The 20,275-nt window shown below is 60.0% G+C and carries 20 protein-coding genes; 9 read left to right on the top strand and 11 right to left on the bottom strand.

The features are described 5' to 3' along the window. Positions 1-3: 3 nt before the first annotated feature. Positions 4-555 (bottom strand): DJ-1 family glyoxalase III, encoded by a 552-nt coding sequence (locus ACNYC6_RS17540; protein WP_419708471.1) that lies wholly within the window; start codon positions 553-555, stop codon positions 4-6. Positions 556-638: 83 nt separating this feature from the next. Then, entirely contained in the window at positions 639-1,076 is a 438-nt protein-coding gene (locus ACNYC6_RS17535) for a DUF4879 domain-containing protein (protein WP_419708470.1), read from the bottom strand. Between the two features lie 219 nt (positions 1,077-1,295). Here ACNYC6_RS17535 and ACNYC6_RS17530 point away from each other — a divergent pair, with 219 nt between their 5' ends. After that, the gene (locus ACNYC6_RS17530) at positions 1,296-2,591 is read left to right on the top strand and encodes an NCS2 family permease (protein ID WP_419708469.1); all 1,296 of its coding nucleotides are present in this window, start codon (positions 1,296-1,298) and stop codon (positions 2,589-2,591) included. Further along, positions 2,588-3,667, top strand: a complete 1,080-nt coding sequence (gene trmA, locus ACNYC6_RS17525; RefSeq protein ID WP_419708468.1) for a tRNA (uridine(54)-C5)-methyltransferase TrmA — start codon at positions 2,588-2,590, stop codon at positions 3,665-3,667. The genes ACNYC6_RS17530 and trmA overlap by 4 nt, the downstream gene beginning before the upstream one ends. 54 nt (positions 3,668-3,721) lie before the next feature. Here the strand turns inward: trmA and ACNYC6_RS17520 are convergent, their stop codons facing one another. From ACNYC6_RS17520 to ACNYC6_RS17510, 3 genes are all read right to left on the bottom strand, one after another. After that, positions 3,722-4,168 carry a DUF2442 domain-containing protein gene (locus tag ACNYC6_RS17520; protein ID WP_419708467.1) on the bottom strand — a complete coding sequence of 149 codons (447 nt, stop codon included), beginning with the start codon at positions 4,166-4,168 and terminating at the stop codon, positions 3,722-3,724. Further along, positions 4,165-4,593, bottom strand: a complete 429-nt coding sequence (locus ACNYC6_RS17515; RefSeq protein WP_419708466.1) for a DUF4160 domain-containing protein — start codon at positions 4,591-4,593, stop codon at positions 4,165-4,167. The genes ACNYC6_RS17520 and ACNYC6_RS17515 overlap by 4 nt, the downstream gene beginning before the upstream one ends. Before the next feature lie 213 nt (positions 4,594-4,806). After that, a complete protein-coding gene (locus tag ACNYC6_RS17510; RefSeq protein WP_338583214.1) occupies positions 4,807-5,013 on the bottom strand; it encodes a 4-oxalocrotonate tautomerase family protein in 207 nt (68 codons plus the stop codon). Between the two features lie 119 nt (positions 5,014-5,132). Between ACNYC6_RS17510 and ACNYC6_RS17505 the strand changes: the two genes are divergently transcribed. The 3 genes from ACNYC6_RS17505 to ACNYC6_RS17495 all read left to right on the top strand — a co-directional run bounded on the left by ACNYC6_RS17505 (position 5,133) and on the right by ACNYC6_RS17495 (position 7,484). Beyond that, positions 5,133-6,044, top strand: coding sequence for a LysR family transcriptional regulator (locus ACNYC6_RS17505; RefSeq protein ID WP_419708465.1), 912 nt, complete (start codon positions 5,133-5,135; stop codon positions 6,042-6,044). 139 nt (positions 6,045-6,183) lie between these two features. Next, entirely contained in the window at positions 6,184-6,633 is a 450-nt protein-coding gene (aroQ, locus tag ACNYC6_RS17500) for a type II 3-dehydroquinate dehydratase (RefSeq protein ID WP_419708464.1), read from the top strand. Then, positions 6,630-7,484, top strand: coding sequence for a shikimate dehydrogenase (locus ACNYC6_RS17495; RefSeq protein WP_419708463.1), 855 nt, complete (start codon positions 6,630-6,632; stop codon positions 7,482-7,484). Before aroQ ends, ACNYC6_RS17495 begins: the two co-directional genes overlap by 4 nt. A gap of 36 nt (positions 7,485-7,520) precedes the next feature. On the opposite strand, the gene ACNYC6_RS17490 is transcribed toward ACNYC6_RS17495, so the two are convergent. Further along, positions 7,521-8,198, bottom strand: coding sequence for a TetR family transcriptional regulator (locus tag ACNYC6_RS17490; protein WP_419708462.1), 678 nt, complete (start codon positions 8,196-8,198; stop codon positions 7,521-7,523). 102 nt (positions 8,199-8,300) lie between these two features. Continuing rightward, complete coding sequence (quiC, locus tag ACNYC6_RS17485; protein WP_419708461.1) at positions 8,301-10,202, bottom strand: 3-dehydroshikimate dehydratase QuiC; 1,902 nt, start codon at positions 10,200-10,202, stop codon at positions 8,301-8,303. A 287-nt stretch (positions 10,203-10,489) separates the two neighbouring features. On the opposite strand from quiC, the gene ACNYC6_RS17480 reads away from it, so the two are divergent. Then, positions 10,490-11,827 carry an MFS transporter gene (locus ACNYC6_RS17480; RefSeq protein WP_419708460.1) on the top strand — a complete coding sequence of 446 codons (1,338 nt, stop codon included), beginning with the start codon at positions 10,490-10,492 and terminating at the stop codon, positions 11,825-11,827. Positions 11,828-11,925: 98 nt separating this feature from the next. After that, entirely contained in the window at positions 11,926-13,548 is a 1,623-nt protein-coding gene (locus ACNYC6_RS17475) for a methyl-accepting chemotaxis protein (protein WP_419708459.1), read from the top strand. Here the strand turns inward: ACNYC6_RS17475 and ACNYC6_RS17470 are convergent. The 4 genes from ACNYC6_RS17470 to ACNYC6_RS17455 all read right to left on the bottom strand — a co-directional run bounded on the left by ACNYC6_RS17470 (position 13,538) and on the right by ACNYC6_RS17455 (position 17,358). Then, positions 13,538-14,431 (bottom strand): DMT family transporter, encoded by an 894-nt coding sequence (locus tag ACNYC6_RS17470; RefSeq protein ID WP_419708458.1) that lies wholly within the window; start codon positions 14,429-14,431, stop codon positions 13,538-13,540. The two genes, ACNYC6_RS17475 and ACNYC6_RS17470, sit on opposite strands and share 11 nt — an antisense overlap. A gap of 127 nt (positions 14,432-14,558) precedes the next feature. Further along, entirely contained in the window at positions 14,559-15,374 is an 816-nt protein-coding gene (locus ACNYC6_RS17465; protein WP_419708457.1) for a sugar phosphate isomerase/epimerase family protein, read from the bottom strand. Positions 15,375-15,376: 2 nt separating this feature from the next. Continuing rightward, positions 15,377-16,432 carry a Gfo/Idh/MocA family protein gene (locus ACNYC6_RS17460; protein ID WP_419708456.1) on the bottom strand — a complete coding sequence of 352 codons (1,056 nt, stop codon included), beginning with the start codon at positions 16,430-16,432 and terminating at the stop codon, positions 15,377-15,379. Positions 16,433-16,581: 149 nt separating this feature from the next. Further along, a complete protein-coding gene (locus ACNYC6_RS17455) occupies positions 16,582-17,358 on the bottom strand; it encodes an IclR family transcriptional regulator (RefSeq protein ID WP_419708455.1) in 777 nt (258 codons plus the stop codon). A gap of 176 nt (positions 17,359-17,534) precedes the next feature. Here ACNYC6_RS17455 and ACNYC6_RS17450 point away from each other — a divergent pair, with 176 nt between their 5' ends. Together ACNYC6_RS17450 and ACNYC6_RS17445 are read left to right on the top strand one after the other, a co-directional pair. Then, entirely contained in the window at positions 17,535-19,283 is a 1,749-nt protein-coding gene (locus ACNYC6_RS17450; RefSeq protein ID WP_419708454.1) for an FAD-dependent oxidoreductase, read from the top strand. After that, positions 19,267-20,100, top strand: coding sequence for an aldo/keto reductase (locus tag ACNYC6_RS17445; protein ID WP_419708453.1), 834 nt, complete (start codon positions 19,267-19,269; stop codon positions 20,098-20,100). The genes ACNYC6_RS17450 and ACNYC6_RS17445 overlap by 17 nt, the downstream gene beginning before the upstream one ends. Positions 20,101-20,275: the final 175 nt, after the last annotated feature.

The raw sequence follows: 20,275 nt of genomic DNA, 5'->3' as shown, positions 1-20,275 counted from the left end.
CAACTAAACCAACAACTCCCCTGCCACCGTCGCACGCGTAGCTTTGCCGCAAAGTTGCTCCACCAGGGTCAGGGCAAACGCCAATGCAGCGCCTGAACCCTGGGCGGTGACGCAGTTGCCATCGACCACCACCGGTTGATCGACGAAGTTGCAGCCCGAGAGCTGATGACTGGCCGAAGGCAGGCAGGTCATGCGCCGCTGGCGCAGAACACCAAAGGTTTGCAGCGCGACGGCCGGTGCTTCGCCGATGCCGGCGAACAGCCGACCGGCCGCAGCCTGGTCCTTGATCAATTGTTGAAGGGGTTGGTGTGCGGCCAGATGCTGTGTCCCTACGGCGCCGCCCGGCAGAACGATCAGATCGAAGGGCTGGGCCAGCAAGTCCACCAGCATGGCGTCGGAGGTCAGGCGCGTACCGCGTGCACACGTCAGCATGCGTCGCCCTTCGATGCTGGCCACCACCACTTCAACCTTGGCGCGGCGCAGGACATCGATCAAGGTCACTGTTTGCAGGTCGTCAGTGCCCTCGGCGAGGGTAATCAAAGCTCGAAAGGTCATGGGAACAATCCACAGGAGGGTTCTTCAAGCGTAGTCAGCTTTCCTTACCCTTGTTCGTGGCTCGCCGTTACCTGATGTAAAAGCTACTTGATGTAAAGCTGCGTCGACATCGTGTTGCCCGGCGCATTGATCGAGGTGTTGCTGAAGGTGAAGGTGCCTTCCTGTTTGCCCGCCAGACTGAAGATATACAGGTTGCCGACGACCTTGGTCCTCTGGGAACAATCCGTCAGGTTGCCGTTATCGTAGGCGCAGACCGGCGTACGGGTTCCGTTGACCTCGAAACCATCCAGCGCGACATGGGGCTGGCTGCGACCGTAACCCACTTCCAGCACGTAGACCCTGATGTTCGGGCCACTGTGATTGCAGCGCGTCTGCGCCTGCCCTTCATCAATGGTTTCAAAACCACATTCCGGTGATTCGACCTTGAGCACTTTTACCTGGGTCAACGGTGGTGCCGAGGCCGCCGAGACGGTTTGCGTCCCCAAGACCAGGGCCAGCAAGATCAACAGACGCTTTTTCATGCAACACCACCCAAAAAAACCAGCGCGCAGTATGGCTGGTTTAGGCAAAACGCAAAACATCGACGACGATCACCGCCATAAGCAGCCATAACCCTGTGCTGCTGGTATGATGCGCGGCTTTTTCCGACCCACAGAAAAATCCCAGGCGCCAGCAGCGGTCTGTGCTTTGCTGTTGAGGTCGATACATTCACGGCGCCGGGCGCGCCACGGGGAGCAGACATGCTGGAAAGGCTGTTTCAACTCAAGGCACACAACACCAACGTACGCACCGAGATCCTGGCGGGCGTCACGACCTTTTTGGCCATGGCCTACATTCTGTTCGTCAACCCGAGCATCCTCGGCGAGACCGGCATGGACAAGGGTGCGGTGTTCGTCGCCACCTGTCTGGCAGCCGCCATCGGCTCGACGGTCATGGGCCTGATCGCCAACTACCCGATCGCCCTTGCGCCGGGCATGGGCCTGAACGCCTTCTTCACCTACACCGTGGTCCTGCACATGGGCCACACCTGGCAAGTGGCGCTGGGTGCAGTGTTCATCTCGGCTGTATGCTTCTTCCTGCTGTCGATCTTCCGCATCCGTGAATGGATCATCAACAGCATCCCGCTGCCGCTGCGTTCGGCGATTGCCGCCGGTATCGGCCTGTTCCTGGCGCTGATCGCCCTGCACAACGCCGGCATCGTGGTCAGCAACCCGGCGACCATGGTGGGCCTTGGTGATTTGAAACAACCGGCTCCAATCCTCGCCACCCTCGGCTTTGCCCTGATCGTCGCCCTTGAAGCCCTCGCCGTGCGCGGTGCGGTACTGATCGGCATCCTGGTCGTGACCATCATTTCCATCGTAATGGGCTTCACCCCGTTCGGTGGCGTGATGTCGATGCCACCTTCGCTGGCCCCGACCTTCCTGCAACTGGACATCAAGGGCGCATTGGACATCGGTCTGGTCAGCGTGATCTTTGCCTTCCTGTTCGTCGACCTGTTCGACAACTCCGGCACCCTGATCGGCGTGGCCAAGCGCGCTGGCTTGATGCGCAAGGACGGCCACATGCCGAAAATGGGCCGAGCCCTGATCGCCGACAGTACGGCTGCGATGGCCGGTTCCCTGCTGGGCACCTCGACCACCACCAGCTACATCGAATCCGCCGCTGGCGTGAGTGCCGGTGGCCGCACCGGCCTGACCGCCATCGTCGTGGCGTTCCTGTTCCTGCTGGCGCTGTTCTTTTCTCCACTGGCCGCCAGCGTTCCGGCCTTCGCCACCGCGCCGGCCCTGCTGTTCGTCGCCGTGCTGATGACATCCGGCCTGGCCGAAATAGACTGGGACGACATTACCGTCGCCGCACCGGTGGTGATCACCGCGCTGGCCATGCCGTTCACTTATTCCATCGCCAACGGCATTGCCTTCGGTTTCATTGCCTGGACCGCCATCAAGCTGATGTCCGGTCGCGGCCGTGAGCTGAACCCGGCGCTGGTGATCCTGTCGATTCTGTTCGTGATCAAGCTGGGTTGGTTCAACGCATGACTTTTGATTCCCAGGCCTACGCCGTTCAGCTCGAAGACAAGGTCACGCGCCTACGTGACCTGCTGACCCCGTTCGATGCACCGGAGCCGGTCGTTTTCGACTCGCCGCTGAAAAACTTCCGCCTGCGCGCCGAATTCCGTCTGTGGCGCGAAGCCGGCGAGCGTCACTACGCGATGTTTTCCCAGGAAGACAAACGTACGCCGATCCTGATCGAAGATTTCCCGATCGCCAGCCTGCGCATCAATGAATTGATGCCCAAGCTCAAAGCCGCGTGGCAAGCCAGCGCGCCCCTGAGCCACAAGCTGTTCCAGGTGGAGTTCCTGACCACCCTGGCCGGCGATGCGATGATCACCCTGTGCTACCACCGCCCACTCGACGAGCACTGGCACGCGGCGGCGTCGAAACTGGCAGCCGACCTGAACGTCAGCATCATCGGCCGCTCCAAGGGCAAGCGCGAAGTCATCGGTCACGATTACGTGGTCGAGAAGCTGGAAGTCGGCGGTCGCACCTTCAGCTATCGCCAACCCGAAGGCGCGTTCACCCAGCCCAACGGCACCGTGAACCAGAAGATGCTCAACTGGGCTTACGACACGCTCGGCGATCGTTCCGATGATTTGCTGGAACTGTATTGCGGCAACGGCAACTTCACCCTGCCGCTCGCTACCCGCGTGCGCAAGGTACTGGCCACTGAAATCAGCAAGACTTCGGTCAACGCCGCTTTGAGCAACCTCAGCGAAAACGCTGTGGATAACGTCACCCTGGTGCGTTTGTCCGCCGAAGAGCTGACTGAAGCCTTGAACGAAGTGCGCCCGTTCCGTCGCCTGCAGGGCATCGATCTGAAAAGCTACGAATTCGGTAGCGTCTTCGTCGACCCGCCTCGCGCCGGCATGGATCCGGACACCTGCGAGCTGACCCGCCGCTTCGACAACATCCTCTACATCTCCTGCAACCCGGAAACCCTGGCGGCCAACATCGCCCAGTTGCACGACACGCACCGCATTACCCAATGCGCGATGTTCGACCAGTTCCCGTGGACGCATCACATGGAGTCCGGGGTGTTGTTGACCCGGCGGTGAGTGCGGATGCCATAAACCAATCAGCCGTCATCACGACGGCTTTTTTGTGGGCGCTCAAAGCACCACATCGACCTTGCGCGGGCGCCCACCTTTCTTGCCATTGGCCCGAGCTGCCTCAGCTTTGGCAGCACTGCTCTGACGGCCATTGCGAGAAGCAATCACCGAAGCCGCCATCGCCATCAATGGCTCGCTGGCCGAGATCAATCCGGCGATAGATAGGTGCAGGTCCTTGCCTTTATGGCAGATCGCACTGCCGGTAAAACCTATCTCTAAACCGGCAAAGTCTTCGATTTCGAACCCATCGAACTCAGGGTAGTTTTCAACCGGCAGCAGTATCCCGCTGCCATCTTCAAAGCTGACCGCCAGACACGGAGCCTGAAAGGTTACCGCTGTCGCCCGTAACCCGCTGTTTGGGCGCGATTTGCCCCGTTCGATAGCTCGATCAAGGCGAGCCTCTGTCACCGGCCTGTCTACCTGAACCTTGACTTTGACCGTTTTCATAACTCGATCTCCACACACTCCTGCGCACCTATCAGAGATAGCCGCGTCTTGTTCGTTTCAGGCTCATAACAAGCCGAAACGATCATGTTGGTGGTACTGACAATCCTTTTCACAACTACGACCTCGCTGGTTTGCCAATCCCACAATTGATTATCAAGGCAGGCCGTTTGCAGTTTTCGCCACCAGATACAGCGAGCCCGCAATAAATGGGCAGGTAGCTTTAGCGATTGGCGTAACCCTTCAAGCACCGCAATCGCTGGCCGACGCGAGAGCGGAACAACGTCCCAGAGCTCGACGCCGTTGTGCCAGAAACTGAATTTGAACCGCGCACTCCACGAACCCGCCTCCACATGTGCATGGGGAGGACAGTGCTCATCGCGCAACATGATGACCACCGAGAGCCCTTTGTAGCTGCATACCTTCATGCTAACCCATCCGTTAGGTTAATGAATCCGAAGACTCGACATTCCCTGAAAAACCGACCACTGGCGCCCAACACAAATGGTGTTTGCGTGACTGAGACTAGCGCTCAGCCGCGCTCCGGACCGTTGGATAACATCAAAAAATCGTAAGTAATCCTTTCCCGGCGCCCACAAAAAAGCCGTCACGAGGACGGCTGTTTTTGCCTTGCAGCAGAATCACTCCGACGGATTTTTCCGGAACTCCGTCGTGGTAATGCCCTTGTATCCCCAGTTATCGGTGTCAATTTCTTCGATCACGATGTGGGTCAGCTCCGGCGGCTTGCCGAGGACGCGTTGCAGGGTCTCGGTGATTTCGGCGATGACCTGGGCTTTTTGCTCCCGGGTAACGCCGTCACGGGTGATGCGTACGCTGACGAAAGGCATGCTGCTTCTCCTGCTCGCTGATTAAGAAAGGCTGACCAAAAACAAGTCACTGTATCCCCGGGAAGCCATCTGATAAATACTGCTTCAGGCACTTCATTTGATCCTTGGTGTAATCAATCATGCAGCGACAATTCGACGATCTTCAGTTGGGCAGCATCGAGCTGTTTTGCCTGGCCGCCGAGGCCGGCAGTTTCACCGCAGCGGCGTTGGTGGCGGGGGTTACCCCGGCAGCGGTGAGTCGCTCGGTGTCGCGCATGGAAGAACGTCTGGGCGTGCGGCTGTTCGCGCGCACCACTCGCAGCGTCAAGCTGACCGACAGCGGCCGGCGCTATTACGAAGAATGCCGCCAGGCGTTGGCGCAACTGGTCGAAGCCCAGCGTGAGGTCATGGGCCAGCAGCAGGTGCCGTCCGGGACGCTGCGCATCAGTATCCCGACCACCTATGCCCACCACCGAATCCTGCCGTTGATGCCGGCCTTCCGCGAGCGGTTTCCAGCGGTGAAGGTCGAGTCGCACATTAGCAATCGCAATATCGATTTCGTCGGCGAGGGCTATGACCTGGCGATTCGCGTGCGCGCCATTCCGGATTCAGGCCTGATCGCCCGGCCGCTGGAGGACGCCGAACTGGTAATGATTGCCAGCCCCGATTACCTCAGCCGCTGCGGCACGCCACAAACCCTCGATGATTTGCAGCAGCACGACTGCATTCAATACGAGCTGCCCAGCAGCGGTCGACGCATTGCCTGGCTATTCAATGACAAGGGTGTGCAGCGGGAAATTCTGGCCGAAGGCAATTACGTTTGTTCCGATGATGTCCTGGGCGGTGTGACCCTGGCGAAACACGGCGCCGGTCTGTTCCAGACTTATCGCTTCATCGTCGAAAAAGAATTGGCTGATGGTTCGCTGATGGAAGTGCTCAAGCCCTATGGCGGGCGCTCACGGCCATTTACCTTGCTCTATCCACAGAGCCGCCATATGCCGTTGCGGCTGCGGGCATTCATTGATTTTCTGGTGGAGCATTTGCCGCGCTGAAAGCGAAAGCGTCCGATCACCGCACACAATACGCCGGGGAACCGCCACTTCAATTGACCAAATTAACCATCTAGTACAATTTATCTCCACAGGCCGAAAACTACGGCCAATGCCAAAAATAATAAGTGGAGATACTCTGATGGCCCCCATCATTCTGGTGCTCAACGGCCCGAATCTGAACCTGCTCGGCACCCGTGAACCGGCGACCTACGGCCACGAAACCCTGGCTGACGTTTCTGCCCTGTGCGGCCGCGCCGCTGAAGAGTTCGGCCTGGCGGTCGAATTTCGCCAGACCAACCATGAAGGCGAATTGCTCGACTGGATTCACGCCGCACGCGGCCGTTGCGCCGGGATCGTGATCAACCCGGCCGCCTGGACCCACACCTCGGTGGCCATTCGCGATGCGTTGGTCGCCTGCGAGTTGCCGGTGATCGAAGTGCATTTGTCCAATGTCCACGCCCGCGAACCTTTCCGCCATCACTCCTTCGTTTCAGCCATCGCCACCGCCGTGATGGCCGGGTTCGGCAGCCACGGCTATCGCCTGGCGCTGGAGCATTTCAGCCAACGTTTGAAAGGGTCTGTATCGTGAGCCACAACCACGCGGTATTGGCCGGACTGATCGGTGCCGGCATCCAGGCTTCCCGCACCCCGGCGTTGCACGAGCATGAAGGCGATGCCCAGGGTTTGCGTTATCTCTATCGACTGATCGACCTCGATCAGCTGCAACTCGACAGCAATGCCCTGCCCGACCTGCTGATGGCTGCCGAACGCATGAGCTTCACCGGGCTGAACATCACCTTTCCTTGCAAGCAGGCGATCATCCCGTTGCTCGACGAGTTGTCGCCGGAAGCACGCGGCATTGGTGCGGTGAATACCGTTGTGTTGAAGGACGGAAAACGCATCGGCCACAACACCGATTGCCTGGGCTTTGCCGAGGGGTTTCGCCGGGGCTTGAAGGGCGTTGCCGTTCAACGTGTCGTACAAATGGGTGCCGGTGGCGCCGGCGCAGCGGTGGCCCACGCGTTGTTGAGCGAAGGCGTACAGCAACTGAGCATCTTCGATGTGGAACTCAGCCGCGCCCAAAGCCTTGCAGACAATCTCAATCAACACTTCGGCAGCGGCCATGCAGTGGCCGGCCATGATTTGACGCGGACTCTGGCCGAGGCTGATGGCCTGGTGAACACCACGCCGATGGGCATGAAAAAACTACCGGGCATGCCGGTGCCGGTCGAATTGCTGCGAGCCGAATTATGGGTGGCGGAGATTGTTTATTTCCCGCTGGAAACCGAACTGCTGCGCCATGCCCGCGCACTCGGTTGCCGGACGCTGGATGGCGGCAACATGGCCGTGTTTCAGGCAGTAAAGGCGTTCGAATTGTTCAGCGGCGTGGTACCGGATGCCCAGCGAATGCTGGCGCACTTTCAAAGCATGAATGGTTGAATGGATTGGGTGAGGGGGCAATCCCCTCACAGCCACTCAGGCCTGCAAATAACGCAAAACCGACTCGCAAATCATCTCCCGATGACGCTGCTTGATGCTTTCGTCCGGCAGATCAATCTGAAAAATCTCACCAAAGGTATGGCGGTTCGAGACGCGATAGAAGCAGAACGAACTGATCAGCAAATGCACATCCAACGGATCAAGTTCCGTGCGGAACAGCCCTTGCTCGGCGCCGCGACGCAGAATCTCGCCCAGTGAATCGAGGATGGTGTTGTTCATCGCCTTGATCGCATCGGAGCGCTTCACATACTCGGCGTTGTGAATGTTCTCGATGCTGACGATGCGCACGAAATCAACGTTGCGATCATGGTGATCGAAGGTGAACTCCACCAGTCGTCGAATCGCCTCCACTGGCGCCAGCTCCGCCAGGTGCAGGCGGTTTTCCGTGTTGCGGATATCGCCGTAGAGCTTTTCCAGAACCTCGACGTAGAGCTGTTCCTTACTGCCGAAGTAGTAATAGATCATGCGCTTTGAAGTATGGATGCGCTCGGCGATGGCATCGACGCGGGCACCGGAAAGGCCTTGCTGAACGAACTCGACAATCGCTTCCTGAAGGATGTTCTCGCGGGTTTTTTCCGGGTTGTTCTTGCGACTCTTGCGCGGCCCCGCCATCGGTTCGTCGGGCGCTGCGGAGAGTTCTGAAATTATTGTCATTACGGGCTCACGGCCATCACTGCACAGGCTGGCGATTATGAGCCGCGCCGCACAGTGAAGGAAGCCGTGCGGCAGCGGTTTGTCGGCGTGTTTACGATTTTCCTACAACTTTGCCTGACGTACGGCACCACTTCGGGATTTGGCCATGGCCGCCAGTCGCACTGCCACGTTGGCCGCGCCGTAACCGGCATAGCCATTCTTGCGCTGGATGATCTCGAAGAAGAAGCGCCCTTCGAATGGTTCGGTGTATACGTGAAACAGCTCACCGCCCTGTGCGTCGCGATCGTACAGCACGTTGTAGTAGGCCAGTTCGCTGAGGAATTCATCGTCGAAATCGAAGCGTGCCGCCAGGTCATCGTAGTAGTTGAGCGGGATATCCAGCAGTGGCACACCCGCCTCTTTCGCGCGACTGACCTGGGCAAAGATATCGTCGCAATCAAACGCGATGTGATGCACGCCGGAACCGCGATAACTCGACAGCGCGTGTGAGATCGCGGTGTTGCGGTTTTCGGAAATGTTCAGCGGCAGGCGAATCGAACTGTCTCGACTGCGCAGCGCGCGGCTCTTCACCAAGCCGTAAGGATCGGGCAGGACCACTTCGTCGTCGGCTTCAAAATCCAGCAGGCTCTTGTAGAACAGCACCCAACTATCAAGGCTGTCGGCGGGCAGCGCGATGGCCATGTGATCGATGCGCTTTAGACCGCCGCTGGCTACCGCCTCAGGCAGCAAATTGAAGTCGGTGCCGTAGACGTCGGCGTCCTGGTCCACCAGATAAATCAGGCTGCCATCCGGTGCACGCACCGCGGCCAGCTCCAGTTCATTGGGGCCGACCAGCCCGCGATACGGCTGACCTTTATAGGCCACGGCGCGAGCCAGTGCGCTGGCGCTGTCCTTGACCCGCACGGCGGTGGCGCACAGCGACGGTCCGTGGGCTTCGAAAAAGCTGTGGCCGAACGAGTACGGTTCCGAGTTGAGGATCAGATTGATATCGCCCTGGCGCAGCAGGCTGACGCTTTTGGAGCGATGCTGGCCGGCCTTGACGAAACCCAGTCGCTCCAGCCAATGGGAGAGCTTGGCGCCTAGGCTTTCGTCCACGGCGAATTCGAGAAACTCGATGCCGTTGTACTCACTGGCCCTGGGCGTTTCGAACAGAATCTCGGTATTGGCGATGGGTTTGGTTTCCTGCGCCAGACGCTCGCGGGTCTTCTCTTCGAGATACAGCAACGAGCGCAAACCGTCGGCGGCGTTGGCCCGTGGCGGCGCGGCGCGGAAACCGTCGTTGAAAATCTCCAGCGACAGCGGCCCGGTATAGCCACTCTTGATGATCGGCGCGAGGAAGCCCGGCAAATCGAACTCGCCCTGGCCCGGGAAGCAACGGAAATGCCGGCTCCACTCCAGCACGTCCATGGCCAGGATCGGCGCGTCGGCCATTTGCACGAAGAAAATCTTGTCGCCGGGAATCTCGGCGATGGCGCTCGGGTCGCCCTTGAGCGACAGCGTATGGAAACTGTCGAGCAACACACCGAGGCTAGGATGATCCGCCTGTCGGACGATGTTCCACACCTGTTGGTATGTATTCACGTGCCGACCCCAGGCCAGCGCTTCATAACCAATGCGCAGACCCCGCGCACCGGCGCGTTCCGCCAGCAAACGCAAGTCATCGACTAGAATCTGTTCATCACCGACGGAGTCGACCGAAGCGTTGCTGCACACCAGCACCAGGTCGGTGCCCAGCTCCTGCATCAGGTCGAACTTGCGTTCGGCCCGCTCCAGATTGCGCGCCAGTCGATCGCGGCGACAGCCTTCGAAGTCGCGGAACGGTTGAAACAGCGTGATGGCGATCCCGAGATCGGCGCACATCTGTTTAATTTCCCGAGGGCTGCCGTCGTAGTAGAGAAGGTCGTTCTCGAAAATCTCGACACCGTCGAAACCGGCGGCGGCAATGGCTTCGAGTTTTTCCGGCAGGGTACCGCTCAAGGATACGGTGGCAATGGAACGCTGCATGATTCGACTCCTGGTGGAGGCTTCGGCTACAGGGAATTTGCGCCGCTTTTAATAGAGTGAGCGAATTATTGAGCGGCTTGGTGCATTGAGCAATTTAAAGTGTACTACCCGGTTAGTTTTGCGTGCGATTATCGAACACAATGGCCTTTGGCGAATTGACGATTTTTTGCTCACTGCGCAACATCGACATCACATTGTGACCTGCCAAGAACCACCGGCCGCAGTGAATGACAAACTGTTCGACGACCCAGAACACCACATAACAAATTCAAAAACGGGTGGTACACATGATTCCTACTCAAAGCTCTCGCATGGCTCCGGCCATGAGCGCTGCCACTGGTGGCATCGGCGACAAAATCCGCGGCGCCATGGCTGTCGGCAAGACCCGCTGGGGCATGCTGGCGCTGGTGTTCTTCGCCACCACCCTCAACTACATCGACCGTGCAGCCCTCGGCGTCATGCAGCCCATCCTTGCCAAGGAAATGAGCTGGACGGCGATGGACTACGCCAACATCAACTTCTGGTTCCAGGTCGGCTACGCCATCGGCTTCGTGCTGCAAGGCCGCTTGATCGACCGGGTCGGCGTCAAGCGCGTGTTCTTCTGCGCCGTGCTGCTCTGGAGCCTGGCGACCGGTGCCCACGGCCTGGCCACTTCGGCCGTAGGCTTCATGGTCTGCCGGTTCATTCTCGGTCTGACCGAAGCCGCCAACTACCCGGCCTGCGTGAAAACCACGCGCCTGTGGTTTCCGGCCGGTGAGCGCGCCGTAGCCACCGGCATTTTCAACGCCGGGACCAACGTCGGTGCGATGTTCACGCCAATGTTGCTGCCGCTGATTTTGCACGTCTGGGGCTGGCAAGCCGCGTTCCTGTGCATGTCGGCACTGGGCGGTATCTGGCTGTTGTTCTGGGGCCTGAAATACTTCAACCCGGAAGATCACCCGAGCGTTAAACAGTCGGAACTGGACTACATCCAGAACGAAGCCGAACCGGAACAAGCCCGCGTACCGTTCTCGAAAATCCTGCGCATGCGTGGCACCTGGGCCTTCGCCCTCGCCTACTCTCTCACCGCGCCGGTATTCTGGTTCTACCTCTACTGGCTGCCGCCGTTTCTCAATCAGCAATACAACCTGGGCATCAACGTCACCCAGATGGGCATTCCGCTGATCATCATCTACCTGACCGCCGACTTCGGCAGTGTCGGTGGCGGCATCCTCTCCTCGTTCCTGATCGGCCGCGGCGTCAACCCGATCAAGGCGCGGCTGATGTCCATGTTCCTGTTCGCCTGCTGCATCATCGGCGTGATCTTGGCAGCCGGCTCCAGCAACCTGTGGGTCGCGGTGGCCGCCATCTCCCTGGCCATCGGCGCGCACCAGGCCTGGACCGCGAACATCTGGAGCCTGGTGATGGACTACACGCCCAAGCACATGATGAGTACGGTGTTCGGATTCGGCGGCATGTGTGCGGCGATTGGCGGGATGTTCATGACCCAATTGGTCGGCCACATCCTGACCGTTACCAACAACAACTACACCGTGCTGTTCACCCTGATTCCGGCGATGTACTTCATCGCGCTGACCTGGATGTACTTCATGGCACCGCGCAAGATTCCGAAAGTAGAAGACTGATGTTCCCTCGGCGCAGGCCCGGTTTCGGGTCTGCGCTTTTTTTGTGCCTGCTTTTTGTGAAATCCCCCATATTCGCTCAACGCCAAGGAAGTCAAACCATGTCGTCAGGTCACCTGAGCATCGCCAAGCGCGCCGTGATCAGCTTCGGCCTCATCGCCTTGCTGGTCCTGCTGCAAGGCTTGTTCGCCCTCAAGCAAGTCGCCCAAGTGCGCGCTACCGGCCAGCACACCGAAAACATCTCCCTGCCCAGCACGCGCTATCTGGGAGAAATCCGCGATTACGTACTCAGCATCCGCGTGCTCAGCCTGCGTATGGCACTCAACCGAGAGCCGAAGGTGCTCGATGGTACTGTCACGCGCTTGCATCAAGTGCAGGGCTGGCTTGAACAAGCGCTGGATAAATTCACTCCGCTCGTAGGGGACTACAACCGGGTGCCGTACGAAAAGTTCGTCGCGACGGTCACCCGCTACCGCCAGGCACTGGCGCAATACGAAACCCTGTCGCAGGCAAACCGCCTGGAAGAAATGACCACGCTGCTCAATGGTGAGATCCAGGATTACTCGACTCAGACCGGTGACCAGTTCGCCGAACTGGTGGCCCTGACCGCCAACGAAGTCAGCCAGTCGTCGCAGCAGGCCGACTCGCTCTACAGCCAAGTAAAAGTCACCGTGATCGGGGCGTTGATAGGGGTCTCATTGCTGACCGTTTTCCTCGCCTGGCTGTTGATTCGCAGCATCGTGGTGCCTATCCGCCAAGCAGTGGAAGTGGCCGAGCAAGTAGCCGCCGGCGACCTCAGCACACCGATACAGAGCCACGGGGCCGATGAAACGGCGCGCCTGCTCACCGCCCTGTCAATCATGCAAACCAGCCTGCGCGAAACCCTGCAACGCATCAGCGCCGCGTCCACTCAACTGGGCGCAGCCGCCGAGCAGATGAACCACAGCACACACCAGGATTCCGGGCGCTTGCAGCAGCAACACAACGAAATCGAACAAGCGGCCACGGCGGTGAATGAAATGACCGTCGCCGTGGAAGAAGTCGCACGCAATGCGGTCTCGACGTCTGACAGTACGCGCCAGTCGACCCAGCAGGCGAGTCAGGGCCAGGCACGCGTCATCGAAACGCTGGACTCAATCCAGGCCATGAGTGCCGATGCCGGCACGGCCCTGCAACAGGTGCAAACCCTGGCCGAGCAATCCCGTGAAATCGGCAAGGTATTGGACGTGATTCGCGCTATTGCCGAACAGACCAACCTGCTGGCGCTCAACGCCGCCATCGAAGCTGCACGGGCCGGTGAAGCCGGGCGTGGCTTTGCAGTGGTTGCCGATGAAGTCCGCGCACTGGCTCATCGCACCCAGCAGTCGACCCAGGAAATCGAACAGATGATCAGCCGGGTTCAGGGCGATACCGAGGGTGTGGTGCTGTCGATGCACAGCAACAGCCAGCGCGTAGCCGAAACCCTGTCGATTGCCGAGCAGGCTGGCATTGCGCTGGCGCAAATTACTCGGGCCATGGAGCAGATCCATGAGCGCAATCTGGTGATCGCCAGCGCCTCGGAAGAACAAGCGGCGGTGGCTCGCGAGGTGGACAGGAATCTGCTGAACATCCGAGATCTGTCACTGCAAAGCGCCGATGCCTCGACCCGCACCAGCGCCACCAGCCAGGAGTTGACGCAATTGGCGGCAGGCCTGCAAAGCCTGGTGGTGCGGTTCAGGTTTTGAGCGATCTCAATCGGCTTTGTTGCCACGCCGCCGCCAGGCCACTGCAACAGATCACGGCGATCCCGATCACGGTGGTCAGGGTCGGCGTGTGGGAAAACAGCAGCCAGCCCAACAGGCCGGCAAAGATGATCTGGCAATAGCTGAACGGTGCCAGCAGTGCCGGTGCCGCGAGACGGAAAGCCTGGGTCAAAAACAAGTGCGCGGTCATCCCGCAGGCACCCAGCGCCAGCATCATCGCGCCGTGTGCAAGGCTCGGCGTCTGCCAGAAGAACGGTACCAGCGCACTCATCACCAACGTGTTGCACAGCCCGGCGAAGAAGTTGCTGGTGGTCGGGCTGTCGATCTCACTGAGCTTGCGCGTCAACAATTGGTAGAAGCAGAAAAACAACGCCGAGCAGAACGGCAGCAACACTGCCGGGGTGAACAAATCACCCCCAGGGTGAACGATGATCAACACCCCGATGAAACCGAAAATCACCGCCAGCCATTGCCCGCGCGTGACCCGCTCGCCCAATAACGGCACCGACAACGCGGTGACCAGCACCGGTGCGAGGAAGTTGACCGAGGTGGCCTCCGCCAGCGGGATGTACATCAACCCGGTGGTAAAAAACAGGCTGGTGCCCAGCAAGCAAAGCGCCCGGATCATTTGCAACAACGGTCGCTTCGTGCGCAGAACCCGCAGCCCGGATTGCGGCAGGAAAATCCCGGCCATCAGCAACGTGTGAACCACGTAACGCGCCCAGACCACCATGACGATCGGATAGAAACCGGAGAGGTATTTGGAAAAAGCGTCGTGACTGGAAAACAGGAAGGTTGCGACAACGATCAGCAGGATCCCCTTGAAGGGCTGATTGACGCCGGAGAGCGGAGTGCTGACGGTCATGAAGGCCTCTAAGTGATAGGTATGTGGCGAGGGAGCTTGTCCCGCTGGACTGCGCAGCAGTCCCAAAACAGCATCGGCGACCGCTTCGCGCTCGAACGGGAGCAAGCGCCCTCGCCACAACAGCAAGTCAAATCCGCGCCAACAACTCCCTGGTTTTATCCAACGCCATCTGCGCCCGGTCCAACCCGCTCACACCCTGCTCCAGCAAATGCACGGTGGGAATCTCCAGGCTCAAGGGAATGTTAGCCGGCAAACACCGCAACAACCCCGGCAGATCGCAGTCGCCGTCGCCGGGAAAACGCCGTTCGTTACGGGCCTGACGCAAGATCTCGGCCATGTCTGCCGGTCGCGGCCCGGCAACGTCGCACAACTGCGCATACCGTAACCGCGAAGGGGCGACGCTGACCAGATCTTCCAGTTGCGACCCGGAACGATCGAAGTGAAACGCGTCCACCAGTACCCCGCCATTTTCCCGCCCGGCGTTCTCGACGATCCGCACCGCCTGCTGCAAATTGCGCGCATCGGTCCAGGGCATGAACTCCAGATGCGGATGCAGTCCGTACGGTGCCGCCAGATCGCACAGCCGGGCGAAATTCTCCGTCAGCCGTTGCTCGTCAGAATCGTTACCGGCTACCAGCAACTCACTGGCACCGAATTCGGCGCCGACCGCCAGAACTTTCTCGAAGTCGGCGACAACGGTGTCCGGTTTCAGACGCAGGATTTCAACATCCAGCACACGAATGCCGGTGTCGCGCAGACGGGTCAGGGTCTGGCGGCGCAAATCGCCATCGGCCACCAAGGCAAAATGGTGTTCCTCGGGGGTTGCCGGCACCAGGCGCAAACCAACGTGGCTGTAACCGGCCCGCGCCGCGACCTCGACCATCTCGGGCGGCGACAGCTCCAGCACGGTCAGACTGGCGAGGGAGAAAATTCGTTCGTGCATGGTCATTCCTCAATCAACGACGGTACGCAGGCGCGACCGGTTTCGGCAGCTTCACGGATGGCTTCAATCAGCGCCAATGTGCGGGCAGCATCGGCAGCGCTCACCAGCGGCTCAACCTCCCGACGCGCAACGCGCACGAAGTGCTGCAACTGCAAACGCAGGGCTTCATCGGCGCTGAATGTTTCCTCAGCGACCTGCAATGGTTGATGCCAGCCGCCATCGACCTCGTTGTAGTGCCAGCGTTTGAGTTGCGGAATGCTCAGCGCCCCGCCGGTCCCGGCCAGCAAATAACACGGCTGGTCGGCCTGGCGTGGATACACCGGGTTCTCCCCTGAATCCAGCTCCCAACTCCAGGGCGCCGCCACCGCATCGGACCCGGTCAGGCTGCCCAGCGCACCGTTGTCGAATTGCAGCAGTACCGCAGCGCAATCCTCGTTGGCAAATCCGCGTATCGCGTTGCTGGTAATGGCCTGTACCTGACGCACTTCACCGCACAAATGCCGCAGCAGATCGAGGTCGTGGATCAGGTTGGTCAACAACATCCCCGCACCGGGTTCGCGGCGCCAAGGTGTCTCGAAATAACTGTCGGGTTTGCGCAATTGCCAGAGCGCCGTGACCGTGGTTAACCGCCCCAACGCGCCGCTGCGTACAAGTTCATGAGCCCGAACGATCAACGGGTTATGGCGACGATGATGGCCGACCAGCACCGGAACGCCGCTCGCCTTCGAGGCAGCCACCAGTTCACGGGCATCATCGAGGTGCACGCCGACCGGTTTTTCCAGCAACACCGGCACGCCCGCCGCCAAGCAGTCGAGCGCCGTGCTGACGTGCAAGGTATTGGGGTTGGCGATGATGACGGCGTCTGGCTTCACCTGCTCCAGCATCTGACGGTGATCAGAGAAAAACCTCACACCCCATTCCGCCGCCAGACCGGCGGCTTGTGGCCCGGGATCGGCCACCGCACACAGGGTCGCTTCCGTCAGGGTTTTCAGATGCTGGTAATGCTGCTGGCCCATGTTGCCAGCGCCGATCAGCGCGATTCGAAGGGGCGAATTCAAGATACGGTCCTCTTGTGGTTCTTGTTGGAAGGTTGACATCCATTAATTTAGAACCGAGTTCCACAATCTTACACAGACCGATACTGAAAGTGTTCGAATAGCGCACAGCTTCTAAGGCACACCGCTCCTACAGGGGGATTGCGCTGGCGTTAGCTGAACAACTCCGACGCCAGAGTCGCCGCACTCAACTCCTCGGTAAACGCCAACAACAACGGCGCCAACTCGTGCAACCGCGCGCCCGGCATCCGCGCACTCGGCCCGGCAATGCTGAGTACGCCAATCACCCGACCGTCCCCCGGATGACGCACCACCGCTGCAATCGCCGAGGTGCCTACCGCCGAGCTTTCCTCGACACAGGCATAGCCCTGCTCCCGCGCCAGGCGCAGGCGTTCAAGCAGTTCGATGTTGGAACGCGGCGCATTCGGCCCCAGTTCCAGCGGCCGGTCCGCCGCTTGGCGCTCCACCAGCGACAAGGCCTCGGCATCGGTCATGCACGCCAGCCAGGCATGGCCCGAAGCGGTGTAGAACAGCGGTGCATCGCGGCCCATGTCCGGGTCATAACGCAGGCCGGAACGGGCGCCCTGAGACTTGGCGATCCAAGTCTGCCGCTCGCCCTCGATGACACCCAGACGCACCAGTTCTCCGGTTTCCTGAGCCAGTCGGTCAAGCACCGGCTGCACGATATCGGCGCCGCTGCTGGACAAGTATTGGAACCCCATTGCCACCAGCTTGGTCGACAAGTGATAGCGCAGGTTCTCCGGATTCTGCCGCACGTAGCCCAACCGGATCAGCTCGGCGAGCAGGCGATGAGTGGCACTTTTGGGGATGTCCAATTGCTCCGCCAGCGTCTGCATCGGCAGCCCGCGAGGGTCGCTGGTGAGACTTTCGAGCACACTGAAAACACGTTCGATCTGACTGCCGGCCATGGGAGCTTCCACGTAAAATTTGCTCGATTCTAGAAGACAACCAACCAAATGAGAAATCTGGAACTGACCGTCCGATAACCGCCCGTTTTAAGCGACGCTCGCTTGCCTGCTCCGATGCGCCTCTTATATTTTCTGGAATCAGATTCCACAACAAATAAAACACCGGAGCCCAAACAATGCCTGCCGAACCGAATTTTCTTCCCGACATTGACTGCGATGTGCTGGTCGTCGGCTCCGGTGCGGCCGGGTTGTCGGCCGCCGTGACCGCAGCGTGGCACGGCCTCAAAGTCATCGTAGTGGAAAAAGACCCGGTATTCGGCGGCGCCACGGCGTGGTCCGGTGGCTGGGCCTGGGTGCCGTGCAACCCTCTGGCACGACGCGCCGGCATCGTCGAAGACGTCGAACAGCCGCGTACTTACCTCAAACACGAACTGGGCGAGCATTACGATCCGGCGATGATCGATGCCTTCCTCGAAGCCGCTCCACGGATGGTCGCGTTTTTCGAACAGCACACGTCGCTGCAATTCGCGGATGGCAATGCAATTGCCGACATTCATGGCGACACGCCAGGCGCCGGCACCGGTGGCCGTTCGGTGATCGCCGCGCCATACGACGCACGAAAAGTCGGCAAACTGCTCAAGCGTCTTCGCAAAACCATGCGGGAAACGTCCTTCATGGGCATGCCGATCATGGCGGGCGCTGACCTGACGGCGTTTCTCAACCTGACACGCTCACTGTCGGCGGCCTGGCATGTCACTCGGCGATTTACCCGTCATTTATTCGACCTCGTCGTGCATGGCCGGGCGATGCAACTGGTCAACGGCGTGGCGTTGGTGGCGCGCCTGGCGAAATCCGCCGACGACCTCGGCGTGTTGCTCTGGAACTCGGCGCCGGTCACGGAACTGCTGCGCGACAACAACCAAGTTCGCGGCGCCGTGGTCAGCACCGCCAAAGGCCCGGTGCGCATCCATGCGCGCAAGGCCGTGGTACTGGCGGCCGGTGGTTTCGCCAATGACATCGAACGGCGCAAAGCGCTGTTCCCGCGTACGCCGACCGGTCATGAGCATTTGGCCTTGCCGCCACTCGGCGTGTCCGGTGACGGCTTGCGCCTGGGTGAAAGCGTCGGCGCCCAAGTCAATGCAGACATGCAGTCCCCCGTGGCATGGGCGCCGGTTTCGCAGGTGCAGCACAGCGACGGCAGCATCGGCCATTTCCCGCACATCATCGAACGCGGCAAGCCCGGGATCATCGGCGTGCTGAGCAACGGTCAGCGCTTCGTCAACGAAGCCAACGGCTACTACGACTACGTGACAGCCATGGTTGCCGCTGCCCCGCAGGGAGAGGACGTCGCTTCCTGGCTGATCTGCAGCCACCGCTTTCAGCGACGTTATGGTTTGGGGATCTCTCGGCCATTTCCCGTGCCGCTGTCACCCTTTATCCGTAGCGGCTATCTGAAAACCGGCAATACCCTTGAGGAATTGGCATCGGTCTGCGGCATTGATCCACTCGGCTTGCGCAACACCGTATCGGACTACAACCGCCATGCACGCAACGGTGAAGATCCGCAATTCGGACGCGGCTCGACCCCCTACAACCGCAAACAGGGTGATGCGCTGCAACAACCCAATCCCTGCGTCGCACCGATCGAGCAGGGACCGTTTTATGCGGTGAAGGTCCAGCCCGGCTGTTTCGGTACGTTTGCCGGGCTCAAAGTCAATCAACACGCCCAGGTTCTCGACGACTCAGGCCACGCCATCGCCGGGTTGTATGCGGCGGGCGGTGACATGGCCAGCATCATGGGCGGCCACTACCCCGCTGGCGGCATCAATATCGGCCCGGCGCTGACCTTCGGCTACATCGCCGCCCGCCACATCGCGGGCGTCACGGCTTATGAAAAGGAGATCGACCATGCAGCACATCGTTAATCCGCAGGGTTTGAACATGCCGAAACTCGGCCTCGGCACCTGGCCAATGCTCGGTGAGGAATGCACCCGCGCCGTGGAGCAAGCCCTGGCGCTCGGCTATCGGCACATCGATACGGCAGAGGGCTACAAAAACGAGGACGCCGTCGGGCAAGCGTTAGTGAACAGTCCGACACCCCGCGAGCAAATCCACGTCACCACCAAGGTCTGGTGGGACCAACTGCAACCCGATGCGATGCGCCATTCCATGGACCGCAGCCTCAAGGCTTTGCGCTCCGATTACGTCGACCTGTTCCTGCTCCACTGGCCGAGCACCGATTGGGATCTGCCGCGCACGATTGAAACGTTGGTGTCGTTCAAGGAACAAGGCCTGGCACGCAACATCGGCGTGGCGAATTTTCCTCTGCCGCTGTTGCGCAAAGTCGTCGAAGAACTGGGTGCGCCGCTGTCAGCCATTCAGGTCGAGTACCACGTTCTGCTCGGACAAAACGCACTGCTCGATTACGCCCGCCAACACGATTTGGCGTTGACGGCCTACACGCCGCTGGCAAGGAACAAGGTCTCGGCTGTTCCGCAAATTCAGCAGATCGCCGCCAAACACGGGGTGTTGCCCACTCAGGTCGCACTCAAATGGTTGCTTGATCAACCGAACGTGGCAGCGATCCCCAAGGCCAGCAGCGAAGCCAATCAGCTGGCCAACCTGGCGGCACTTGAGGTGAATCTGGATGACCAGGATCGCGCCTTGATCGCCAGCCTGTCCAAACGCGAGCGTCAGGTCAGCCCGGACTTCGCGCCAGTGTGGGATGCGTTCGACAAGTAAACCGCAGGACCGGCGATCGCCCCCTGGAGAAAAACCCGGCGCCGGACGGAATTCGATGGGTTATCCGTGTTCAATACAAGCCTGAATCGTTCCCGGCAGCCGTCACCGACTGCCGGGAACCGTTGCGTGCGTGGCAAAAGACGGACGACCGGACTGGCGCCGCTCCCACTTGGCA

The organism is Pseudomonas sp. NFX224 (assembly GCF_048565165.1).
Taxonomy (GTDB): domain Bacteria; phylum Pseudomonadota; class Gammaproteobacteria; order Pseudomonadales; family Pseudomonadaceae; genus Aquipseudomonas.
This window is presented reverse-complemented; position numbering and strand designations above follow the sequence as displayed.

Coding starts and splice junctions, on each gene's coding strand:
- ACNYC6_RS17540 (WP_419708471.1), bottom strand. CDS start 555: ATGACCTTTCGAGCTTTGATTACCCTCGCCGAGGGCACTGACGACCTG.
- ACNYC6_RS17535 (WP_419708470.1), bottom strand. CDS start 1,076: ATGAAAAAGCGTCTGTTGATCTTGCTGGCCCTGGTCTTGGGGACGCAA.
- ACNYC6_RS17530 (WP_419708469.1), top strand. CDS start 1,296: ATGCTGGAAAGGCTGTTTCAACTCAAGGCACACAACACCAACGTACGC.
- trmA (WP_419708468.1), top strand. CDS start 2,588: ATGACTTTTGATTCCCAGGCCTACGCCGTTCAGCTCGAAGACAAGGTC.
- ACNYC6_RS17520 (WP_419708467.1), bottom strand. CDS start 4,168: ATGAAAACGGTCAAAGTCAAGGTTCAGGTAGACAGGCCGGTGACAGAG.
- ACNYC6_RS17515 (WP_419708466.1), bottom strand. CDS start 4,593: ATGAAGGTATGCAGCTACAAAGGGCTCTCGGTGGTCATCATGTTGCGC.
- ACNYC6_RS17510 (WP_338583214.1), bottom strand. CDS start 5,013: ATGCCTTTCGTCAGCGTACGCATCACCCGTGACGGCGTTACCCGGGAG.
- ACNYC6_RS17505 (WP_419708465.1), top strand. CDS start 5,133: ATGCAGCGACAATTCGACGATCTTCAGTTGGGCAGCATCGAGCTGTTT.
- aroQ (WP_419708464.1), top strand. CDS start 6,184: ATGGCCCCCATCATTCTGGTGCTCAACGGCCCGAATCTGAACCTGCTC.
- ACNYC6_RS17490 (WP_419708462.1), bottom strand. CDS start 8,198: ATGACAATAATTTCAGAACTCTCCGCAGCGCCCGACGAACCGATGGCG.
- quiC (WP_419708461.1), bottom strand. CDS start 10,202: ATGCAGCGTTCCATTGCCACCGTATCCTTGAGCGGTACCCTGCCGGAA.
- ACNYC6_RS17480 (WP_419708460.1), top strand. CDS start 10,490: ATGATTCCTACTCAAAGCTCTCGCATGGCTCCGGCCATGAGCGCTGCC.
- ACNYC6_RS17475 (WP_419708459.1), top strand. CDS start 11,926: ATGTCGTCAGGTCACCTGAGCATCGCCAAGCGCGCCGTGATCAGCTTC.
- ACNYC6_RS17470 (WP_419708458.1), bottom strand. CDS start 14,431: ATGACCGTCAGCACTCCGCTCTCCGGCGTCAATCAGCCCTTCAAGGGG.
- ACNYC6_RS17465 (WP_419708457.1), bottom strand. CDS start 15,374: ATGCACGAACGAATTTTCTCCCTCGCCAGTCTGACCGTGCTGGAGCTG.
- ACNYC6_RS17455 (WP_419708455.1), bottom strand. CDS start 17,358: ATGGCCGGCAGTCAGATCGAACGTGTTTTCAGTGTGCTCGAAAGTCTC.
- ACNYC6_RS17450 (WP_419708454.1), top strand. CDS start 17,535: ATGCCTGCCGAACCGAATTTTCTTCCCGACATTGACTGCGATGTGCTG.
- ACNYC6_RS17445 (WP_419708453.1), top strand. CDS start 19,267: ATGCAGCACATCGTTAATCCGCAGGGTTTGAACATGCCGAAACTCGGC.